General features: G+C 75.7%; 18 protein-coding genes. 13 read left to right on the top strand and 5 right to left on the bottom strand.

The features are described 5' to 3' along the window. Positions 1-6: 6 nt before the first annotated feature. Positions 7-576: a nucleotidyltransferase family protein gene (locus AB2L28_RS05135; protein ID WP_370717649.1), complete on the bottom strand. Its 570-nt coding sequence runs from the start codon at positions 574-576 to the stop codon at positions 7-9. Between the two features lie 42 nt (positions 577-618). Between AB2L28_RS05135 and uraD the strand changes: the two genes are divergently transcribed. From uraD to allB, 7 genes are read left to right on the top strand one after another with little or no spacing between them, the layout of a single operon-like run. Then, positions 619-1,107 carry a 2-oxo-4-hydroxy-4-carboxy-5-ureidoimidazoline decarboxylase gene (gene uraD / locus AB2L28_RS05130; protein WP_370717648.1) on the top strand — a complete coding sequence of 163 codons (489 nt, stop codon included), beginning with the start codon at positions 619-621 and terminating at the stop codon, positions 1,105-1,107. Continuing rightward, positions 1,104-1,424 carry a hydroxyisourate hydrolase gene (uraH, locus tag AB2L28_RS05125; RefSeq protein ID WP_370717647.1) on the top strand — a complete coding sequence of 107 codons (321 nt, stop codon included), beginning with the start codon at positions 1,104-1,106 and terminating at the stop codon, positions 1,422-1,424. Before uraD ends, uraH begins: the two co-directional genes overlap by 4 nt. 4 nt (positions 1,425-1,428) lie before the next feature. Continuing rightward, a complete protein-coding gene (gene pucL / locus AB2L28_RS05120; RefSeq protein WP_370717646.1) occupies positions 1,429-2,355 on the top strand; it encodes a factor-independent urate hydroxylase in 927 nt (308 codons plus the stop codon). A gap of 5 nt (positions 2,356-2,360) precedes the next feature. Further along, entirely contained in the window at positions 2,361-2,852 is a 492-nt protein-coding gene (locus tag AB2L28_RS05115; protein WP_370717858.1) for a nucleoside deaminase, read from the top strand. An 11-nt stretch (positions 2,853-2,863) separates the two neighbouring features. Next, positions 2,864-3,682 (top strand): FAD binding domain-containing protein, encoded by an 819-nt coding sequence (locus tag AB2L28_RS05110; protein ID WP_370717645.1) that lies wholly within the window; start codon positions 2,864-2,866, stop codon positions 3,680-3,682. Next, on the top strand, positions 3,679-6,432 hold the full coding sequence (locus tag AB2L28_RS05105) for a molybdopterin-dependent oxidoreductase (protein WP_370717644.1): 2,754 nt from the start codon (positions 3,679-3,681) through the stop codon (positions 6,430-6,432). The genes AB2L28_RS05110 and AB2L28_RS05105 overlap by 4 nt, the downstream gene beginning before the upstream one ends. Next, positions 6,425-7,795 carry an allantoinase AllB gene (gene allB, locus AB2L28_RS05100; protein ID WP_370717643.1) on the top strand — a complete coding sequence of 457 codons (1,371 nt, stop codon included), beginning with the start codon at positions 6,425-6,427 and terminating at the stop codon, positions 7,793-7,795. The genes AB2L28_RS05105 and allB overlap by 8 nt, the downstream gene beginning before the upstream one ends. Here the strand turns inward: allB and AB2L28_RS05095 are convergent. After that, on the bottom strand, positions 7,749-9,293 hold the full coding sequence (locus tag AB2L28_RS05095; RefSeq protein WP_370717642.1) for a PucR family transcriptional regulator ligand-binding domain-containing protein: 1,545 nt from the start codon (positions 9,291-9,293) through the stop codon (positions 7,749-7,751). The genes allB and AB2L28_RS05095 overlap by 47 nt on opposite strands. A 158-nt stretch (positions 9,294-9,451) precedes the next feature. On the opposite strand from AB2L28_RS05095, the gene AB2L28_RS05090 reads away from it, so the two are divergent. The 3 genes from AB2L28_RS05090 (at position 9,452) to katG (ending at position 13,675) form a co-directional block, all read left to right on the top strand. Then, a complete protein-coding gene (locus tag AB2L28_RS05090; protein WP_370717641.1) occupies positions 9,452-10,852 on the top strand; it encodes an aspartate aminotransferase family protein in 1,401 nt (466 codons plus the stop codon). A gap of 91 nt (positions 10,853-10,943) precedes the next feature. Continuing rightward, the gene (locus AB2L28_RS05085; protein ID WP_370717640.1) at positions 10,944-11,438 is read left to right on the top strand and encodes a Fur family transcriptional regulator; all 495 of its coding nucleotides are present in this window, start codon (positions 10,944-10,946) and stop codon (positions 11,436-11,438) included. Next, a complete protein-coding gene (gene katG / locus AB2L28_RS05080; RefSeq protein ID WP_370717639.1) occupies positions 11,435-13,675 on the top strand; it encodes a catalase/peroxidase HPI in 2,241 nt (746 codons plus the stop codon). The genes AB2L28_RS05085 and katG overlap by 4 nt, the downstream gene beginning before the upstream one ends. 106 nt (positions 13,676-13,781) lie before the next feature. On the opposite strand, the gene AB2L28_RS05075 is transcribed toward katG, so the two are convergent. Then, entirely contained in the window at positions 13,782-14,825 is a 1,044-nt protein-coding gene (locus AB2L28_RS05075) for an acetamidase/formamidase family protein (RefSeq protein ID WP_370717638.1), read from the bottom strand. A gap of 163 nt (positions 14,826-14,988) precedes the next feature. On the opposite strand from AB2L28_RS05075, the gene AB2L28_RS05070 reads away from it, so the two are divergent. From AB2L28_RS05070 to AB2L28_RS05060, 3 genes are read left to right on the top strand one after another with little or no spacing between them, the layout of a single operon-like run. After that, positions 14,989-16,170: a pyridoxal-phosphate-dependent aminotransferase family protein gene (locus AB2L28_RS05070; RefSeq protein WP_370717857.1), complete on the top strand. Its 1,182-nt coding sequence runs from the start codon at positions 14,989-14,991 to the stop codon at positions 16,168-16,170. Beyond that, the gene (locus AB2L28_RS05065; protein WP_370717637.1) at positions 16,167-17,420 is read left to right on the top strand and encodes an allantoate amidohydrolase; all 1,254 of its coding nucleotides are present in this window, start codon (positions 16,167-16,169) and stop codon (positions 17,418-17,420) included. Before AB2L28_RS05070 ends, AB2L28_RS05065 begins: the two co-directional genes overlap by 4 nt. Further along, complete coding sequence (locus AB2L28_RS05060; protein WP_370717636.1) at positions 17,410-18,288, top strand: MurR/RpiR family transcriptional regulator; 879 nt, start codon at positions 17,410-17,412, stop codon at positions 18,286-18,288. The genes AB2L28_RS05065 and AB2L28_RS05060 overlap by 11 nt, the downstream gene beginning before the upstream one ends. Here AB2L28_RS05060 and AB2L28_RS05055 read toward each other — a convergent pair. Further along, a complete protein-coding gene (locus AB2L28_RS05055; protein ID WP_370717635.1) occupies positions 18,278-19,183 on the bottom strand; it encodes an alpha/beta hydrolase in 906 nt (301 codons plus the stop codon). The two genes, AB2L28_RS05060 and AB2L28_RS05055, sit on opposite strands and share 11 nt — an antisense overlap. Before the next feature lie 27 nt (positions 19,184-19,210). Continuing rightward, positions 19,211-20,725 (bottom strand): diguanylate cyclase domain-containing protein, encoded by a 1,515-nt coding sequence (locus AB2L28_RS05050; protein ID WP_370717634.1) that lies wholly within the window; start codon positions 20,723-20,725, stop codon positions 19,211-19,213. Positions 20,726-20,808: the final 83 nt, after the last annotated feature.

Below are 20,808 nucleotides of genomic sequence, written 5' to 3'. Positions count from 1 at the left end.
GCGGGTTCAGGGCAGGTCCCGCGGCAGGTCCCCCGGTACGTCCACGTCGTCGGCGGAACCCCCGACGGGCACCTCCAGGACCTCCGCGCCGGCCAGGAACCCCCGCAACCCGGAACCGCCCGCGCAGGCCGCGGCCGCGGTGTCCAGGTGCTCGCGCCCCAGCAGGACCGGGTGTCCCGGCCGGCCGCGGTCCACCGCCCGCACGAGCGCGCCCGCGTGGGCGTGCATGAGCACCGTCCGCACCCCGGCGAGGTCGACGTGCGGCAGGTCGACGAGCAGCAGGAGCACGGCGTCGGCGGCCCGGACGGCCGGGTCGGCCAGCGCCCGCGCCACCCCGGCGCCCGGCCCGCGCGACCAGTCGGGGACCTCGACCGCCCGCACCCCGGGCGGGAGCGTGGCGCGGACGCGGTCGGCCTGCGCGCCCACGGTGACGAGCACCGGGGAGCACCCCGCCCCCGTCAGCAGGCCCGCAGCCGCTGCCGCCCAGGACGTCCCGTCCGGTCGGCGCAGCAACCCCTTGGGCGTCCCCATCCGCCGGCCCGCCCCGGCCGCCAGCACCACCCCCGTCACGAGCACGGGCCCAGCACAGCACACCGGAACCACGACGACGGGACGACAGTGCAGCTCACGGAACTCGAGGCGCTCGACGCCCCGCGGTGCGAGGAACTCCTGCGCACCTGCTGCGACGCACCCGCCTGGGCCGCGCGGCTCACCGCCGCGCGCCCGTTCGGGTCGGTCGAGGCGTTGCGGGAGACCGCGGCCCGCGAACTCGCGGTGACGCCCGAGGAGGACGTGGAGGTCGCCCTCGCCGCGCACCCCCGCATCGGGGAGCGCAGCGACAGCGCCACCTCCCGGCGCGAGCAGGCCGGGGCGCTGGCGGCCGACGAGGACGTCCTGCGCCGCCTCGCCGAGGGGAACCGCCGGTACGAGGAGCGGTTCGGGCACGTGTACCTGGTGTTCGCCTCCGGCCGCAGCGCCACCGAGCTCCTCGACCTGCTCGAGACGCGGCTGGACAACGACCCGGCGGCCGAGCGGCGGGTGCTGCGCCGGGAGCTGGCCGCCATCACCGACCTCCGTCTGCGCCGCCTGCTGGAGCAGACCCCGTGACCAGCCTGTCCACGCACGTCCTGGACGCCGTCACGGGAACCCCCGCCGCCGGGATCGGGCTCGACGTGACGGACGCCGACGGGGCACCGGCCGCCTCCGGCCGGACGGACGACGACGGCCGCGCCCGCCTCGCCGAGGACCTCGCCCCCGGGACGTACCGGCTCCGGTTCGCCACGGGGGAGTGGTTCGCCGCGGCCGGGCGCGAGACGTTCCACCCCGAAGTGGTGGTCGCGTTCACCGTCACCGCGGGACGGGAGCACCTGCACGTCCCCCTCCTGCTGTCCCCCTTCGCCTACTCCACCTACCGAGGGAGCTGAGAACATGGCCGTCGTCCTGGCGGGTCACCAGTACGGGAAGGCGGAGAACCGCGTCGTGCGGTTCCAGCGCGACACCCCCCGGCACGAGATCGTCGACCTCAACGTCACCTCGACGCTGCGCGGCGACTTCGCCGACGCCTACCTCACCGGCGACCAGAGCAAGGTCCTGCCGACCGACTCGCAGAAGAACACGATCTACGCGTTCGCCAAGGAGGGACCGGCCGGGCAGGGGATGGCGAAGGGGATCGTCGCCGTCGAGTCCTACGCGCTCGACCTGGCCCGGCACTTCATCGAGGAGACCGGACCCGTCACCGGGGCGCGGATCGACGTGGACTCCTACCGCTGGGAACGCGCCACGGTCTCCGGCCGCGAGCACGACCACACCTGGGTGCGCGCCGGGGGCGAGGTGCGGACCGCGGCCGTCACCGTCGCCGGCGACGGTCCCGACCGCGAGACCCACGTCGTCGCCGGGTTGAAGGACCTGACCCTGCTGAAGTCCACCGGCTCGGAGTTCAAGGACTTCCTCGTCGACGGGTACACGACGCTGGAACCCACGCAGGACCGCGTCATGGCCACCTCGCTCGTCGCGCAGTGGCGCTACGACGCGACCTGCCTGGCCGACGGCTTCGACTTCGACGCGGCCTACGACGCGGTGCGCGCCGTCCTCGTCGGGCAGTTCGCGACGGTGCACTCCCTGGCCCTGCAGCAGACGTTGTGGCACATGGGGAAAGCGGCCGTCGAGAGCGTCCCGGGCGTCATCGAGGTGCGCCTCGCCGCCCCGAACAAGCACCACTTCCTCTACGACCTCCAGCGGTTCGGCGTCGAGAACGCCGGCGAGGTGTTCCACGCCGACGACCGGCCCTACGGCCTCATCCAGGCCGTCGTCGCGGACGACACCGCCCCGGCCGCACCGCTGGCGTGGGAACGGTGAACGCCGTGCCGGTGCAGGACCGGCGCGCCGGCACCGACGCGGACCACCTCGACCTCGCCGTCCGGCTGGCCGTGGAGAACGTGGCCGCCGGTGGCGGCCCGTTCGGTGCCGTTGTCGTCCGCGACGGGATCGTCGTCGCGACCGGCGTGAACCGCGTGACGGCGCAGAACGACCCCACCGCCCACGCCGAGGTGCAGGCGATCCGGGCGGCCTGCGCGGGCCTGGGGACGTTCAGCCTCGCGGGGGCGACGCTGTACTCCAGCTGCGAACCGTGCCCCATGTGCCTGGCGTCCTCGTTGTGGGCGCGGGTCGACCGCGTGCTCTACGCCGCGGACCGGGACGACGCCGCGCGCGGCGGTTTCGACGACCGCGCGTTCTACGAGTTGTTCGAGACCCCGCGCACCGAGTGGTCCGTGCCCGTGCAGCAGCAGCGGAACGCGGGCTCGCCCGCCCCCTTCGACGCCTGGCTCGCGAGCACCGGGCGGGTCGACTACTGAGGGGTGCCACCGTGGACCTGAACACCGTGACGGAGTTCCTGCCCGTCACCGACGCCGCCGCCCTGCGGCGCGCCCACGACGGGAACCCGGCGACGGCCGTCGTCGCCGGCGGGACGTGGTTGTTCTCCGTCCCGCAACCGCACCTGCGCACCCTCGTCGACCTCACGACGCTGGGCTGGGAACCGTCCACCGTCTCCGACGCCGGGATCGAGCTCGCCGCGACGTGCCCCGTGGGGGAGCTGGAGTCCGTGCCCTGGCGTCCCGAGTGGGTGGCGAAGCCCCTGGTGCGGCAGTGCGTGCGCGCCCTGCTCGCCTCGTTCAAGGTGCGCTCGGTCGCCACGGTCGGCGGGAACGTGTGCGCCGCGCTGCCCGCCGGGGCCGTGACCTCCCTCGCCGTGGCCCTGGACGGGGTCGCCGAGCTGTGGGCCGCCGACGGCGGGGTGCGGCGGCTGCCGGTGCAGGAGTTCGTGACGGGCGACCGCACGACCGCGCTCGCGCCGGGTGAGGTGCTGCGCTCGCTGCACCTGCCGGCCGCGGCGCTGCGCGGGACCACCGCGTTCCGCCGGGCCTCCCTGGCCCGGCTCGGCCGCTCGGCGACGCTCGTCGTCGGCCGCCGGGACCCCGACGGGGGTCTCGTCCTCGCCGTCACGGCGTCCACCCCGCGGCCGCACGTGCTGCGCTACCGCGAGGTCCCCCCTCCGGCGCAGGTGGCCGCCGACGTCGAGGAGGTCGTCGCCGGCCGCTGGTTCGACGACGTCCACGGCGCGCCGGACTGGCGGCGCGCGACGACGCTGCGGTTCGCGGCCGAAGCGGTGGAGGAACTGTCGTGAAGCTCACCGTCAACGGGACCGCGCGCGAGGTCGACCCGCGGCCCGGGCAGTGCCTGCGCACCCTGCTGCGCGAGAGCACCCACGTCGAGGTCAAGAAGGGCTGCGACTCCGGCGACTGCGGCGCGTGCACCGTCCTGCTCGACGCCGCCCCCGTGCACTCCTGCCTCTACCCGGCGCTGCGGGCGGCCGGGCGCGAGGTCACGACCGTCGCCGGGCTCGGGACCCCCGGCCGGCTCAGCGAGGTGCAGCAGCGGTTCGTCGACGCCGCGGGGTTCCAGTGCGGGTTCTGCACGGCCGGGATGGTCGTGACGGCCTCGGCGCTCACCGCGGACCAGCGCGCCGACCTCGACGAGCACCTCAAGGGCAACCTGTGCCGGTGCACCGGCTACCGCTCGATCCGCGAGGCGGTCTCGGGCACGACGCAGGACCCGGCGGAGGCGACGGGGTCGGTCGGGCGCACCGTCGCGGCGCCGGCGGCCCGCCGCGTCGTCTCCGGCGTCGAACCCTTCACCCTCGACGACCCGCCCCCCGGCGCCCTGCACCTGGCCCTCCTGCGCAGCCCGCACGCGCACGCCCGGGTGATCGGCGTCGACGCCACGGCGGCGCGTTCCCTCCCGGGCGTGCGGCTTGTCCTCACCCACGAGGACGTCCCCGCGACGCTGTTCTCCACCGGCCGGCACGAGAACCGCCTCGACGACCCCGACGACACCCTCGTCCTGGACCCGGTGCTGCGGTACCACGGGCAGCGCGTGGCCGCCGTCGTCGCCGACGACCTCGCCACGGCCGAGGAGGGGGTGCGCCGCCTCGTCGTGGAGTACGAGGAACTGCCCGCGGTGCTGGACCCGGTGAGCGCGCAGGAACCCGGCGCCCCGCTGGTGCACGGTGACAAGGACGCGGCGGCGTCGCGCATCGCCGACCCGCAGCGCAACCTCGTCGCCGAACTGCACGGCGGCGTCGGGGACGTCGAGACCGCCCTGGCCGCGGCCGACGTCACGGTGTCCGGGACGTGGCGCACCCAGCGCGTCTCGCACGTCGCGCTGGAGACCCACGCGGCGGTCGGCTGGCCCGACGAGGACGGCCGGCTCGTCGTCCGCAGCAGCACGCAGGTGCCGTTCCTCGTCCGGGACGAGCTCGCCCGCGTCCTGGGGCTGGACCGCGATCGCGTGCGGGTGTTCGCGGCTCGCGTCGGCGGGGGTTTCGGGGGCAAGCAGGAGATGCTCGTCGAGGACCTCGTCGGCCTCGCGGTGCTGCGGCTGGGCCGGCCCGTCGTCCACGAGACCACGCGCGAGGACACGTTGCGGCACCTGCCGACCCGGCACCCCTTCCGGGTGGGGGTGCGCCTGGGGGCGCGCCGCGACGGGACCCTCACGGCGCTGGCCGTGGACGTCCTGTCCGACGCGGGCGCCTACGGCAACCACTCCCCGGGCGTCATGTTCCACGCCTGCCACGAGACCCTGGCGACGTACCGCTGCGAGAACAAGCGCGTCGACGCCCGGGCCGTCTACACGCACACCGTGCCCTCCGGCGCGTTCCGCGGGTACGGCCTCGGTCAGGTGGTGTTCGCGCTCGAGTCCGCGCTCGACGACCTCGCCCGGGAACTGGGGGTGGACCCGTTCGAGGTGCGCCGCCGGAACGTCGTCGTGCCGGGCGACCCGTTCGTCGCGACGTCGCTGCCCGCGGACGGGGCCGAGGGCGACGACGGGTTGCGCTACGGCAGCTACGGTCTGGACCAGTGCCTCGACCTCGTCCAGGACGCGCTCGCCCGGGACGCCGGGCAACCCCCGCCCGGCCCGCACTGGCGGACGGGGGAGGGGGTGGCGGTCGCGATGATCGCCACGACCCCGCCGCGGGGGCACTTCGCCGACGCCGGCGTCGCGCTGCGCGCCGACGGCGACTGGGACCTGCGGGTGGGGACGGCGGAGTTCGGCAACGGCACCACCACCGTCCACCACCAGCTCGCGGTGACGGCCCTGGGGTCGAGCCTCGAGCGCACCCACCTGCACCAGAGCGACACCGACGCCGTCCGGCACGACACGGGCGCCTTCGGGTCGGCGGGGTCCGTGGTCGCGGGCAAGGCCCTGCACCTCGCGTGCCTCGACGTGGCCGGGCAGGTGCGCGCGCTCGCCGCCGAACTCCTGGGCGTCCCGGTCGCGGACGTGGACCTGCGCCCGGGCCGGGCCGTCGCCGGGGACGCGCACGTCGACCTCGCCGACGTCCACGCCGAGGCGCTGCGCCGCGGCGGGACCGCCCCCAGCGCCGAGGCCGGGGACGACGCGGCCGTCCGCTCGGTCGCGTTCACCGTCCAGGGGTTCCGCGTCGCCGTCGAACCCGGCACCGGGCTGGTGCGGGTCCTGCGCTCGGTGCAGGCCGTCGACGCGGGCACCGTGCTCAACCCCGGCCAGCTGCGCGGGCAGGTCGAGGGCGGGGTCGCGCAGGCGATCGGGTCGGCCCTGTTCGAGGAGGTGCGCCTCGACGCCGACGGGTCCAGCCCGACCGGTTCGCTGCGCGAGTACTACGTGCCGCGCTCCGACGACGTCCCCGACACCGAGGTGCTGTTCGCCGACACCTACGACGTCGTCGGGCCGCTCGGGGCGAAGTCGATGAGCGAGGCGCCGTACAACCCGGTCGCCGCGGCGCTGGCGAACGCGGTGCGGGACGCGGTCGGCGTACGGTTCCACGAACTGCCGATGTCGGCGGACCGGGTGTGGCGCGCCGTGCGCGATCTCCAGGAAGGTGGAACGGGTGACTGATCAGGTGGTGGAGCTCGTGGTGCGGGCCGACCGCGCCGTGGTGGACGGGACCGAACGGGCGGCCTCGCTGGGGGTCGCGGCCGGCCGGATCGTCGCCGTGCGGGACCGGGACCACGACTGGGGTTCCCCCGCGGCCCGCGAGGTCGTCCTGGGGGCCGACGAGGTGCTGCTGCCCGGGCTCGTGGACCCGCACGTCCACGTCAACGAACCCGGCCGGACGGAGTGGGAGGGTTTCGCGTCCGCGACGCGGGCCGCCGCGGCCGGCGGGGTCACGACGATCGTCGACATGCCCCTCAACAGCGTCCCCGCCACCGTCGACCCGGACGCCCTGGCGGTCAAGCGCGCCGCGGCGCAGGGGCAGTGCGTCGTCGACGTGGGGTTCTGGGGCGGTGCCGTCCCCGGCAACGCCGACCAGCTCGCCCCGCTGCACGACGCCGGGGTGTTCGGGGTGAAGTGCTTCCTGCTCGACTCCGGGGTCCCGGAGTTCGCGCCGCTGGACGCCGCGGGCCTGCGGGCCGCGCTCGCCGAGCTCGCGCGCATCGACGGGCTGCTCCTCGTCCACGCCGAGGACGGCGACGGCCTGACCCCCCACGAGGGCGGTCCCTCGTTCGCGGAGTTCGTGGCCTCCCGGCCCCCGTCGGCGGAGGCGTCGGCGGTCCGGGCGGTCGCCGAGGCCGCGGCGACCGCCGGGGCCCGGGTGCACGTCGTGCACCTGTCGTCCGCGGCCGGGCTGGCCGAGGTCCGCGCCGCGAAGGCCGTCGGCACCCGGATCACCGTCGAGACGTGCCCGCACTACCTCGCCCTGGCCGCCGAGGAGGTGCCCGACGGCGACACGACGTTCAAGTGCTGCCCGCCGATCCGGGACCGCGCCGAGCAGGACGCCCTGTGGCGCGGGCTGCTCGACGGCACCGTCGACTGCGTCGTGTCGGACCACTCGCCGTGCACGGCGGAGCTGAAGCGGCTCGACGAGGGGGACTTCGGCGCGGCGTGGGGCGGCATCGCCTCGGTCCAGCTCGGGTTGCCCGTCGTCTGGACCGCGGCCCGGGCGCGCGGCGTCCCGCTGGCCACCGTCGTCGGGTGGATGGCGACGGCGACGGCCGACCTCGTGGGACTGGCCGACCGCGGCCGGCTCGCCGCCGGCTGCGTCGCCGACCTCGCGGTCTTCGCCCCGGACGCGACGTGGGTCGTGGACCCGGCCGCCCTGCAGCACCGCAACCCCGTCTCCCCGTACGCGGGCCGGACGCTCAGCGGTGTCGTCCGCTCGACGTGGCGCCGCGGTGCGGAGGTCGACCCGCAGGTGCCGGCCGGGGAGCTGCTCACCCGCCCCGGTGCGCGCGCGGGGGTGGCGGTGCCGGCGCGCTGAGCAGCGCCAGGTGCAACCCGAGGCGCACCTCGGGGTCCTCCAGGTCCCGGCCCAGCCGTCGGGTGAGCCGGTCCACCCGGCCGTACGCGGCGGGGCGCGACAGGTGCAGCCGTCCGGCGAGCCGCGTCATGGACCCGTTGACCTGCAGGTAGTCCGCGAGCAGCCCCAGGTCCTCGGGCGTCTCGAACAGCGGCGCGAGCTGGGCCTCGGCGAAGGCCGCCAGCCGGGCGTCCCCGCGCAGCCGCCACACCAGCCCCCGCACCCCGAGGTCGGCGGTCCGGTGGACGCGACCGGGCGCGCGGCGCGGGGCCGCGGCGGCGACCTGCGCCACGTGCCGGGCCTCCTCCAGCCCCTCGCGGGTGGCGTGCAGCTCGGTGACCGGTTCGGCGGCCCCGAGCGTCGCCGCGCCCGGCAGGGCCGCGGCGAGCCGGTCCAGCGCGGCGGTGACCACGCGGGCCGAGCCCACGAGCAGGACCCCGACGACGCTCCCGGTGGGGTCCTCACCGCGCCCGACCGTCCCCGTCAGCCCCGCCGACCGCGTCCGGGCGAGCGCCGCCGAGACCTCGCGGCGGTCCGCGCCGACGACGGCGGCTGCCGCGAACCCCGTCCGGGGGCTCAGGCCGAGGGCCCGCAACCGTTGCCGCAGCGCCGGTTCGTCGTCCCGGCGCGCCCGCAGCAGGTCGCGGACCAGGTCGTCGTGGGCCCGCCGGGCCAGGTCCTCCCCCTCGGGCGGGCCACCGGCGATGAGGCGCACCACGGTGAGCGCCTCGGCGGCGCGGTCGAGCACGAGCAGCGGGTCGGGCGCCGCGCGCGGGCCGGGGGCGACGAGCCGGCCCCAGCGGTCGCCGGGGGGACCGGCCGGGACGACGACCCACCCCTGCGACCCCGGGTCGCGCCGGGAGCGCCGGGACCAGTCCACCAGCAGCTCCGCCGTCCCCACCGGCCCCGCCACGTGCGCGACGACGCGGTGCGCGAGGTCCTCGAGCACGACGGGCCCGCCCAGCAGCCCGGCCGCGCGGTCCAGCACCTCCTCCACCCGCGTCCCGACGACGCCGAGGGACGCGAACGTCGCGTGCACCCGGTCGGCGAACCGCAGCCGGTCGTACTGGTCGTGCAGCAGCCGCCCGTGCACCTGCTCGGTCACCTCGACGAACCGGACCACGCGGTGCAGCTCGACGAGGGGCAGCTGCGCCGCGCGGGCCGCGTGGACCAGCTCCGGCGGCACCTGGCCCAGGTGCTCGGTCAGCTCCACGACGACACCGACGACCCCGGCCTCGACGAGGGAGGCGACGTAGGCCGCGACGTCGAAGTCGCCGGCGGCCCAGCCCATCCCGGTGGTCAGGAGCAGTTCCCCGCCACCGAGCAGACCGGCGACGTCGACCTGCTCGGTGACGTGGACCCAGCGCACCGGGACGTCGAGCCGGTCCCGGCCGGTGCGCACCTGCGGCTCACCGGCCGCGAGCACGGGCAGGGCGAGGACGTCGGCCACGGTGAGCACCCGGAGAGCCTACGACGGACCGTCGGAGCCGAGCGGCGGGCGCCGACGTTCCGTCGCTGGTCCGGGCCGGTGTCGAGGGCCAGGGTGGGAGGATCGGCGGGACACCCGTCCCGCCGGGGAGCGCCGCCAGGCGGACCGGCAGCCGAGGAGGACCGGACATGACCGTGACCGAGCAGACCGTGGTGGGCGCGGGGGCCTCCGGGCTCACCGAGGCCGCCCGCGACCACCTGTGGATGCACTTCGCCCGGATGGGCGCCTACCAGGACACGCCGGCGCCCGTCATCGTGCGGGGCGAGGGGGCCCGCATCTGGGACGACCGGGGGCACGAGGTGCTCGACGGCCTCTCCGGGCTGTTCGTCGTCCAGGTCGGGCACGGGCGCGAGGAGCTCGCCGAGGTCATGGCGGAGCAGGCCCGCCGGCTCGCGTTCTTTCCCGTCTGGGGCTACGCCACCGAACCCGCGGTGGAACTGGCCGACCGCATCGCCGGGTACGCCCCCGGCGACCTGAACCGGGTGTTCTTCACCACCGGGGGCGGTGAGGCCGTCGAGAGCGCCTGGAAGGTGGCCAAGCAGTTCTTCAAGCTCACCGGCAGGCCGATGAAGCACAAGGTCATCTCGCGCGCCACCGCCTACCACGGGACCCCGCAGGGGGCGCTCGCGATCACGGGGCTGCCGGCCATGAAGCAGGCGTTCGAACCCCTCACCCCGGGGGGGTTCCGGGTGCCGAACACGAACATCTACCGCGCCGAGCGCATGGGCGCACCGACCGACCCGGTCGAGTTCGGGCGCTGGGCCGCCGACCGGATCGAGGAGGCCATCCTCTTCGAGGGGCCCGACACGGTCGCGGCCGTCGTGCTCGAACCCGTCCAGAACTCCGGGGGCTGCTTCACCCCGCCCCCCGGGTACTTCCAGCGGGTGCGGGAGATCTGCGACCGGCACGACGTGCTGCTCGTCTCCGACGAGGTCATCTGCGGCTTCGGCCGGCACGGGACGATGTTCGCCGCGGAGAAGTTCGGCTACCAGCCCGACATCATCACGTGCGCCAAGGGCATGAGTTCCGGGTACGGCCCCATCGGCGCGATGATCGCGACCGACCGCATCATGGAACCGTTCCTGCAGGGCAAGAACTTCTTCCCGCACGGCTACACGTTCGCCGGGCACCCCGTCTCGGCCGCGGTCTCCCTGGCCAACCTCGACGTCTTCGAGCGCGAGGGCCTCAACCAGAACGTCCTGGACAACGAGCAGGCGCTGGGGGACACGATGCGCAGGCTGCTCGACCTCGACATCGTCGGCGACGTCCGCGGCGACGGGTACTTCTGGGCGCTCGAGCTCGTCAAGGACAAGGCGACGAAGGAGACCTTCGGGCCGGCCGAGCGCGAGACGCTCATCAAGCAGTTCCTGCCCGGGGCGCTGTTCCGCAACGGTCTGTACTGCCGCCCCGACGACCGCGGCGAGCCCGTCATCCAGGTCGCGCCGCCGCTGACCTGCGGGCAGGCGGAGTTCGACGAGATGGAGCAGATCCTGCGCGCGACGCTCACCGAGGCGATGCGGCTGGTCTGACGGTGGGGCAGGTCTGACGGTGGGGCAGGACCGGGTGACCGGCGGACCACCTGGTCTTGACTCGTTCAAGTCCAGCGGTCAGGATGGCGCCGTGCCCACCACCCCGGACCTCGAGCGCGTGCTGCGCGCCGCGGGTCTGCGGGTCACCCGTCCGCGCCTGGCCGTCCTCGACGCCGTGCACGCCCTGCCGCACGGGGACACCGAGGCGCTGATCGGGGCCGCCCGCGCGCGCGTCGAAGGGGTCTCGCACCAGGCGGTCTACGACGTCCTGCGCGTCCTGACCGACCACGGCCTGGTGCGGCGCATCCAGCCGCAGGGTTCGGTGGCGCGCTACGAGGCGCGGGTCCACGACAACCACCACCACCTGGTGTGCCGGGTGTGCGGGGACATCACCGACGTCGACTGCGCCACGGCGCAGGCGCCGTGCCTCACGCCCCCCGTCTTCGACGGTTTCGACGTCGACGAGGCCGAGGTCATCTACTGGGGCCGGTGCCGGTCCTGCGCGACGGCCCCGGTCCTCACCACCGACCCGTCCACCGACCCCCCAGACCCCGGTCGTCCTCCAGCAGAGAGAAGCGTGACGTGACCGAGCTCGACAACGCCCGAGACAAGGCCCAGGACAAGGCGCAGACCGCGTCCACCACCGAGAGCGAGAACCCGGTGATCCCGGCGCCGGAGCCGTCCACGAACGGCCGGCCCCGCACCGTCCAGGACTGGTGGCCGAACCAGGTCGACCTGTCGGTCCTGAACAAGCCGTCGCGGGACTCCGACCCCCTCGGCGAGGACTTCGACTACGCCGCGGAGTTTGCCACGCTCGACGTCGAGGCCCTGAAGCGGGACGTCGCCGAGGTCATGCACACCTCGCAGGACTGGTGGCCGGCCGACTGGGGCCACTACGGCCCGCTGTTCATCCGCATGTCCTGGCACGCCGCCGGCACCTACCGCATCGCCGACGGCCGCGGTGGTGGCGGCGAGGGCGGTCAGCGCTTCGCGCCGCTGAACAGCTGGCCCGACAACGCCAACCTCGACAAGGCCCGCCGCCTGCTGCTGCCGGTCAAGCAGAAGTACGGCCGCAAGATCTCCTGGGCGGACCTGCTGGTCCTGGCCGGGAACGTGGCGCACGACGACATGGGCCTGAAGACCTTCGGGTTCGCCTTCGGCCGCGCCGACACCTGGCAGCCCACCGAGGTGTTCTGGGGGCCGGAGGACACCTGGCTCGGTGACGAGCGCTACGCCGACGAGAACCCCCTCGACCTCGACGAGGGCGACCTCGCCGCCGTCACCATGGGCCTGATCTACGTCAACCCCGAGGGCCCCAAGGGTCAGCCCGACCCGCTGGGCTCCGCGCACGACATCCGCGTCACGTTCGGCCGCATGGGCATGAACGACGAGGAGACCGTCGCCCTCGTCGCCGGGGGTCACACGTTCGGCAAGACCCACGGTGCCGGGGACGCCGCCCTCGTCGGCCCGGAGCCGGAGGGGTGCCCGGTCCACGGCAACGGCCTCGGCTGGAAGAACCAGCACGGCACCGGCAAGGGTGCCGACGCCATCACCAGCGGTCTCGAGGGCGCCTGGACGCCCACGCCGACGCAGTGGGACAACACCTACTTCGACACGATGTTCGCCCACGAGTGGGAACTCACGACGAGCCCCGCCGGCGCGAAGCAGTGGAAGCCCAAGGACCCCGCGGCCGGTGACCTCGTGCCGGACGCGCACATCGAGGGCAAGCGCAACGCCCCGATGATGCTCACGAGCGACCTCGCGCTCATGGCCGACCCCGCCTACCACGAGATCGCCAAGCGGTTCCACGCCGACCACGCGTACTTCGCCGACCAGTACGCCCGTGCCTGGTTCAAGCTCCTGCACCGCGACATGGGTCCGCGCAGCCGCTACCTGGGTCCGGACGTCCCCGCCGAGGAACTCGTGTGGCAGGACCCGACGCCGGCCGTCGACCACGAGCTCGTGGGCGAGGCGGAGATCGCCGACCTCAAGCAGCGCCTGCTGTCCTGCGGGCTGAGCGTCTCCCAGCTCGTCCACACCGCGTGGTCGTCGGCGGCGTCCTTCCGCAGCACCGACAAGCGCGGCGGCGCCAACGGCGCCCGGCTGCGCCTGGACCCGCAGATCGGCTGGGCCGTCAACGAGGGCGTGCGTGACGTGCTGCCGGTGCTCGAGCGCGTCAAGGGCGAGTTCGAGGGGGCGACGGGTGCGAAGGTCTCCCTCGCCGACCTCGTCGTCCTCGGCGGGACCGCCGCGGTGGAGAAGGCGGCGGCCGACGCCGGCGTCTCGATCACCGTGCCGTTCTCGCCCGGTCGCACCGACGCCTCCCAGGAGCAGACGGACGTCGCGAACTTCCGCTGGCTGGAGCCGCGGGCCGACGGGTTCCGCAACTGGGTCAAGCCCGGCAGCAAGCTGCAGCCGGAGACCCTGCTGCTCGACCGCGCCGCCATGCTCGACCTGACCGCGAAGGAGATGACCGTCCTCGTCGGCGGCCTGCGCGTGCTCGGCGCGAACACCGGCGGCGTGCAGCACGGGGTGTTCACCGACACCCCGGGCGTGCTGTCCCAGGACTTCTTCAAGAACCTGCTGGACCTGGGCGTGCAGTGGCGGACCGCCACGGACACCGAGGGGGTCTACGAGGGCCTGGGCGCGGACGGCGACGTCGTCCGCACGGCCACGGCCGTCGACCTGGTGTTCAACTCGAACTCCATCCTGCGCGGGATCGTCGAGGTCTACTCGGCCGACGACGCGAAGGAGCTGTTCGTGCGGCACTTCGCCGCGGCGTGGCAGAAGGTCATGGAGCTGGACCGCTTCGACCTGCGCTGAGGACCCCGCACCACCGGGACGCCCCGGCCCGCACCCGCGGGTCGGGGCGTCCCGGCGTCCCCGCAGATCCCCCGCAGGCCCCCGGTCGGTCAGCCGGTGCGGTGGGTCAGCCGGTGAGGTCGGCGAGGTCGGCCTTGCGGATCAGGCCGTGCACCCCGCTGACGCGGTCGACGACCTGGGAGACGGCGAAGTCGCCGGCGGCGGACAGGTACGCGAGGGCGTGGGCCGGGTCCATCCCGAGGTCGGCGAGCAGCGCGACGGCGGTGCGGACGGCGCGCCGCGCGGCCTCGTCGAGGTCGACGTCGAGACCGATCGGCACGAGGAACTCCGGGGTCTCCCCCCACAGCACGTCGCGGACGCGGACGGCGGCCTCGGGCACGAGGTCGAGGCGGAGCCGGGCGCGCAGCGGGGCCTCGAACGCCGTCAGCGCGACCTCGCCGTCGCCCTGGGCGTAGTGCGGGTCCCCGGCGTGGAACAGGGCGCCCTCCACCTGCACCGGCAGGTGGAGCGTCGACCCGGCGCCGAGGACGGACACGTCGAGGTTCCCGCCGTGCATCCCCGGGGGGACCGAGTGCAGGTGCTCGGGCCCGGGGGTGCCGACCCCGACCAGGCCGAGGAAGGGGCGCAGCGGGAACCGGACCCGGGCCCGCGACCCCGCGGCGACGGGCATCGCCCCGCAGCGGGCGCCGGTCCGCGGGTCGGTCTCGACGCGGGCGAGCACCGAGACGACGTCCTGCCCGTCGCGGGGGAACTCCCCGGGCAGGGCGCCGCGGCCGTGCCGGTTGCTGACCACCCCGAAGTCGGCGCGCAGGACGAGCTCCTCGACCGTCACCGACAGCACGTCGCCGGGGCGGGCGCCGCGCACGTGGACGGGGCCGGTCACGACGTGCGGGCCCTGCCGCAGCGGGTCGTGCTCGACCGTGCGCGCGATCTCGACCGCGTCGGGCAGGACGGCGTCGGCCGCGATGCCGCGGGCGGTGAAGAACGCCAGCGGGTCCCGGCCCTGGTCCTCCAGGATCCCCTCGTGGCTGACGGTGTCGACGACGACCACGTCACCGGGGTCGACCGTCAGGACGGAACGGTCCCCGGCGCGGGGCAGGTCGCCCCAGCGGACGGTGCCGGGCGTCGAGGGGAGCAGGTGGACGGTCAAGCGGACCTCCCGGGGGTCTGGCGCGGTGGAACGATCGTTGCATAGAATCCCTCTCGTGGAACAGACGGTTCGTGAGGTGGGTGTGCAGGTGACGACGACGGTGGACGAGGCGCTGCTGCGGACGGCCGTGGGGGCCCCGGTGGCCCCGCCGCCCCGCCTCCTCATGGGTCCGGGCCCCATCACGGTCGACCCGCGGGTCCTGCGGGCCATGTCCGCCCAGCTCGTCGGGCAGTACGACCCGGCCATGACGGCCTACATGAACGAGACGCAGGCGCTGTACCGCGAGGTGTTCCGCACCCGCAACGAGGCGACGCTCCTGGTCGACGGCACGAGCCGCGCCGGCATCGAGGCGGCGCTCGTCTCGCTCGTCCACCCCGGCGACCGCGTCCTCGTCCCCGTGTTCGGCCGCTTCGGCCACCTCCTGCGCGAGATCGCCGAACGGTGCGGTGCCGAGGTGCACGTCCGCGAGGTCCCGTGGGGCGAGGTGTTCACGCTCGAGGCGATCGAGCAGGCCGTCCGCGAGGTCCGGCCGCACCTGGTCGCGATGGTCCAGGGCGACACCTCGACGACGATGAACCAGCCGCTGGAAGGGGTGGGGGAGGTCTGCCACCGGCACGGCGCCCTGCTCTACGTCGACTGCACGGCCTCCGTGGGCGGCAACGCCTTCGAGATGGACGCGTGGGAGATCGACGCGGCCACCGCGGGTCTGCAGAAGTGCCTCGGCGGGCCGTCCGGCAGCGCCCCGCTGTCGCTGTCGCCGCGGGCCGTGGCCGTCGTCGACGGCCGCCGCAGCGTCGAGGCCGGGTTGCGCTCCGAGGACGAGGACGCCGCCCCCGCGCCCGTGCGGATCCGCTCGAACTACTTCGACCTCGGGATGGTCCTGGACTACTGGGGCGAGAAGCGCCTGAACCACCACACCGAGGCCACGACGATGCTCTACGGCGCGCGCGAGTGCGCCCGGCTCCTGCTGGAGGAGGGGCTGGACGCGGCCATCGCCCGGCACCGCCTGCACGGGGAGGCCGTGCTCGCCGGCGTCCGGGCCCTGGGCCTGGAGGTCTTCGGCGACGTCGCGCACAAGATGCACAACGTCGTGGCCGTGGAGATCCCCGCCGGCGTCGACGGCGAGGCCGTCCGCGCCGAGCTCCTGCACGACTACGGCATCGAGATCGGCACGAGCTTCGGGCCCCTGGCCGGCCGGGTCTGGCGGATCGGGTCGATGGGCTACAACGCCCGCAAGGACGCCGTCCTCGTGACCCTCGCCGCTCTGGAGCAGGTGCTGCGCCGCCACGGCGCCCGGGTCGAGGCCGGGGCGGGGTGCGCTGCGGCGCAGGAGGTCTACGCGTGACCTCCGCCGGCGGCGAGGCGGACGCCCGGCGCGTCCTGGACCGCTGCGACGAGCTGGCGGCGGTGTCCGCCTCCCCGGACGGCATCGAGCGGGTGCACCTGTCGCCCGAGCACGCCCGGGTCAACGAGGTCGTCGCGGCCTGGATGGCGCAGGCCGGGCTGCGGACCCGCACCGACCAGGCGGGGAACCTCTGGGGCCGCCTCGAGGGGCGGGAACCGGGGCTGCCCGCCCTCGTCCTCGGCTCCCACCTCGACACCGTGCCCGACGCCGGCCGCTACGACGGGATCCTCGGCGTCCTGTCCGCGGTCGAGGTGGTGCACCGCCTGCGGCCCCGGGCCGCGGCCCTCCCGTTCGCCGTCGAGGTCGTGGCGTTCTCCGACGAGGAGGGCGCCCGGTTCGCGACCGCGCTCATGGGCAGCTCGGCCGTGGCCGGGACGTGGCGCGAGGAGTGGTGGGACCGCGCCGACGCGGCCGGGACGACCGTCCGCGAGGCCGCCGAGGCGTTCGGCCTGGACCCGGCGCGGATCGGTGAGGCCGCGCGACGGCCCGAGGACCTCCTCGGGTACCTCGAACTGCACATCGAGCAGGGCCCGCACCTGGAGGCCGCCGACCGCGCGCTCGGGGTCGTCACCTCCATCGCGGGCGCCCGGCGCTTCACCGGCCGCGTCGTGGGCGAGGCCCGGCACGCCGGCGGGACCCCGTACCCGCGCCGCCGGGACGCCCTCGTCGGGGCCTGCGAGGTGGTGCTGGCCGTGGAGCGGCTGGCCCGCGAGCGCGACGGCATCGCCACCGTCGGCCGGCTGCAGGCGTTCCCCGGCGGGGTGAACGTCGTGCCCGGGCACGTCGAGTTCTCCCTCGACGTGCGCGACGAGCACGACGCCGACCGGGACGCCCTCGTCGAGGCGATCCGGTCGTCCGCCGAGGAGGACTGCGCCGCAAGGGGTCTGACGCTGGAACTCACCGAGGTGCACTCCGCGCGGGGTGTCTACTGCGACGAGGCGCTGCAGCGGTCGGTGACCGCGGGCATCGCCGCCACGGGTGACACCGCACCGCTGCGGCTGTGGTCGCGCGCCGGGCACGACGCCATGGCCCTCGCCGCCGTGACACCGGTGGCGATGATCTTCGTGCGGTGCGAGGACGGGGTGAGCCACGCCCCGGACGAACGCGTGACGCTCGCCGACGTGGCGGTGGGGCTCGACGCCTTCGAGGCGGCCGTCCTCGACGTGGCGCGGACCCGCAGTGCCGGCTGAGGCCGGGGACGACGGCGTCCGCGAGCGCATCGAGCGGTCCTGGCCCGACCTCAGCCCCGTCGAGCGCCGGATCGCCCAGCTGCTGCTGGAACGGGCCGACGACGACCTCGCGGCGTGGACGACGACCGAGCTCGCCGACGCGGCCGGGGCCTCCAAGGCGTCGGTGAGCCGCTTCGTGCGGCGGCTCGGGTTCGGCTCCTTCGCCCAGGCGCGGACGGCTGCGCGGTCGGCGCGGGCGCGCGGCGTCCCCACGGGGGGGCTGCCCCCGAGCGCGGCGGGGCCGGTGGCGCTGCACGTCGAGCACGACGCGGCGAACCTGGCCCGCACGGGCGAGGCGCTGGCCCGCGCCGACCTGACCGCGTGCGCGCGGCTGGTGGCCCGGGCCCGTCGCGTCCTCGTCGCGGGCTGGCGCAACAGCTTCCCGGTGGCCCTGCACCTGCGCGAGCAGCTGCTGCAGGCGCGCCCCGACGTGGCGCTCGCGCCCCAGCCGGGGCAGACGGTGGCCGAGGAGTTCACCGGCCTGGGGGCGCGGGACGTGGTCGTGCTCGTGGCCTTCCGCCGCCGGACCCCGCACGCGGCCGCCGCCCTGCGGCTGGCGCACGCGCAGGGGGTGCCGGCCGTCCTGTTCACCGACCCCGCCGCCGGCCCGCCCGCGGTCCCCGTGGCGCACCGGTTCGAGGTCCCGGTCGAGGGGCCCGGCGCCTTCGACAGCTACGCCGCCGCCATGACGGCCGCCGCGGTCCTGGCCGAGGGGGTGCTCGCGGCGCGGGGCGCGGCGGGCCGCGACCGGGTCACGGCGCTGAGCGCGGCGCTCGACGACCTGGGCGAGCTCGAGGACCTGCGCGGCGAGGCCCGGCTCAGGTCGTGAGCCCGGCCCCGGCGAGCTGCAGCCAGCCGGGCACGAGGCTGCGCCAGTAGCCGGTCGTGTGGGCGCCGTCGCCGATCCCGCCCGCCGGTGCGGGACGGCAGGCGTCCCGGTAGCGCTGCGTCTGCTCGCGGAACGGGTCGTCCCGCCCGCACGAGACCGACAGCGCCACGTCCCCGGTGCCCGGGTCCGTGACGAGGTCGCCGTACCGGTGCCAGTCGCCGGGGCCGTCGAACGACCCGGGGGAGGTGGCGCCGGGGGAGGCGAAGAGGGCGGGGCTGCCCGCGGCGGCCGCGACGAGGGTGCCGCCCGGTGCGAACCGGCCGGCGACGGTCTCGCGGGTCAGCAGCAGCGCGCCGAACCCGCCCATGGACCAGCCGGCCACGGCCCACCGCGACAGGTCGAACCCCGCGGCGGACAGCCGCGGCCACAGCTCGCCGGAGAGCATCGCGAGCGGGTCGTCCCCGTCGGTCCGGGGGTGCCAGTACGCCGAGCCGCCGTCGACGCTCACCACCGCCAGCGGCGTCCCGCCGGCGGCGACGTGGGCGGCCAGGAACTCGTGCACCCCCAGCTGGGTGAACGCGGCGCGCGCGTCGGCGGCGCGGCCGTGCAGGGTCAGCAGGACCGGCAACCCCGACGGGTCGTGCCCCGGTGGCGCGGCCCAGCCCCACGTGACGTCCCGCCCGCGGGCGGCGGAGGCGAACGTCGCGAACACGGGGCCGGTGGCCCCGGCGTCGGGCACGGCGGCGTCGACCTGCCCGACGCCGAGCCGGCGGCGCACCGCGGGCAGGAGGGAGGAGCGCAGCGGGTCCTCCAGGGCCAGCGCACCGGCGCCGGCGAGGACGACGGCGCCGGCTCCGGCGAGCACGGCGCGGCGGCGGGGACGGGGGCGGGGCACGCTCCGAGGCTGCCCGGTCCGGGACCCTCACACGCCGAGGACGCTGCGACCTCCACCAGCTCTCTTCGCGACGTACATGGCCGCGTCGGCCCGGGACAGCAGCGCGTCGGCGTCGTCGCCCGGTGCGGACGCGGTGACGCCGACGCTCGCGCTGATCGTCGCGGGCCCGGCCTCGAGCAGGAACGGCAGCCGCAGGGTCTGGACGACGGCCTCCGCGGTGTCGTCGGCCGCGCCGGGGAACAGGTCGGGCAGGACGACGGCGAACTCGTCGCCGCCGAGGCGGGCGACGAACCCGTCCACCCCCGCGGCGCGCCGCAACCGGCGGGCGCTCTCGGCGAGCAGCTCGTCCCCCGCGGCGTGCCCGAGGGTGTCGTTGACGGCCTTGAACCCGTCGAGGTCGACGAAGAGCACCGCGACGACGGCCCCGTCGGCCAGGCCCCGCTCCAGGTGCGTCGTGAACGCGCGGCGGTTGGCCAGCCCGGTGAGGGGGTCGACGAGGGCGAGGCGCTCGGTCTCGGCGGCCAGCCGCACGCGCAGCAGCGCGGCCGAGGTCAGGGAACCCAGGGACGCGAGCGCCACCGCGTCGAACTGCTCGGCGTGCCGGCTCGTGGGCCTGGCGGCGACGAGCCAGCGGCGGGGGTCGTCGCCGAGCTCGCAGCCGATCTCCGGTTCCGCGGGCGGGCGCGAGCGCACCTCGAGGCTCCCGCTGGAGACCAGGGAGGTGCCGTGCGCCTCGACGGCCCGCAGCAGCTCCTCGACCGTGGTGGCGGCGTGGATCCGGACGGCCGCCTCGAACAGGGACCGCTGCTGCCGCCGGCTCTGGTGGGCCCGCCGCCACGCCCAGGCCGCCACGACGACGGCCATGCTCGGCAGCAGCGTGAGCGCCGCGACCCACTCCGGCATCTCCTGCCGGACGGCACCGGCGAGGTAGCCGAGCGCCGCGACCAGCAGGAACAGGCCGCCGCCGACGAGGGCTCCGGGTTCGACGAGCTCGGAGACCAGCGTGCGCCGTCGCTCCACCGCGATCGAGACGGCCGACAGCACCGTGTCCGTCGCGTAGTAGGTCCCCGCCCCGGCCAGCACCGCGAGCAGCATCCGCGGGTCGACCGGCTGCGCGGGTGCGAGGGAGCCGACGACGAGCGTGGCCAGCAGGCCGGACAGGATCGAGGACCCGGTGTTGAAGACCCGGCTCTGCCAGGGGCGCCGGTCCACGAAGTAGGCGGGCAGCGCCGTCAGGACCCAGGCCGCCAGGGCCACCCGCGGGCGGTGCACGACGAGCAGGTAGAAGAGGACGACGGGCGAGAAGGGCACGTGGATGCCCGAGGCGACGCCGGTGACCATGAGCGGGAAGCGCGTCAGGACCCAGCCCAGGGGCAGGCTGAGCGCGAGCGCGGTGGTCAGGCGCGGGTCGGCCCCGGCGCTCCACCAGGCGTGCAGGACCCCTGCGAGCACGGCCAGGCCCAGCACGAAGACCCCGCCGTCCAGCAGCACCGAGGTGCTGGGTCGGCGCGGTCCCCGGGGTGGGGTCGAGGCGGTCTCCACGTCCCCCCCTCGGCACGGACGGGCGCCACCTTGAGCGGCGGTAGCCTGGGGGTCGCCGATCCCCCTCCCCGAAGGAGCGCCGC

This window comes from Kineococcus mangrovi (genome assembly GCF_041320705.1).
Classification (GTDB): Bacteria; Actinomycetota; Actinomycetes; order Actinomycetales; family Kineococcaceae; genus Kineococcus; species Kineococcus mangrovi.
This window is presented reverse-complemented; position numbering and strand designations above follow the sequence as displayed.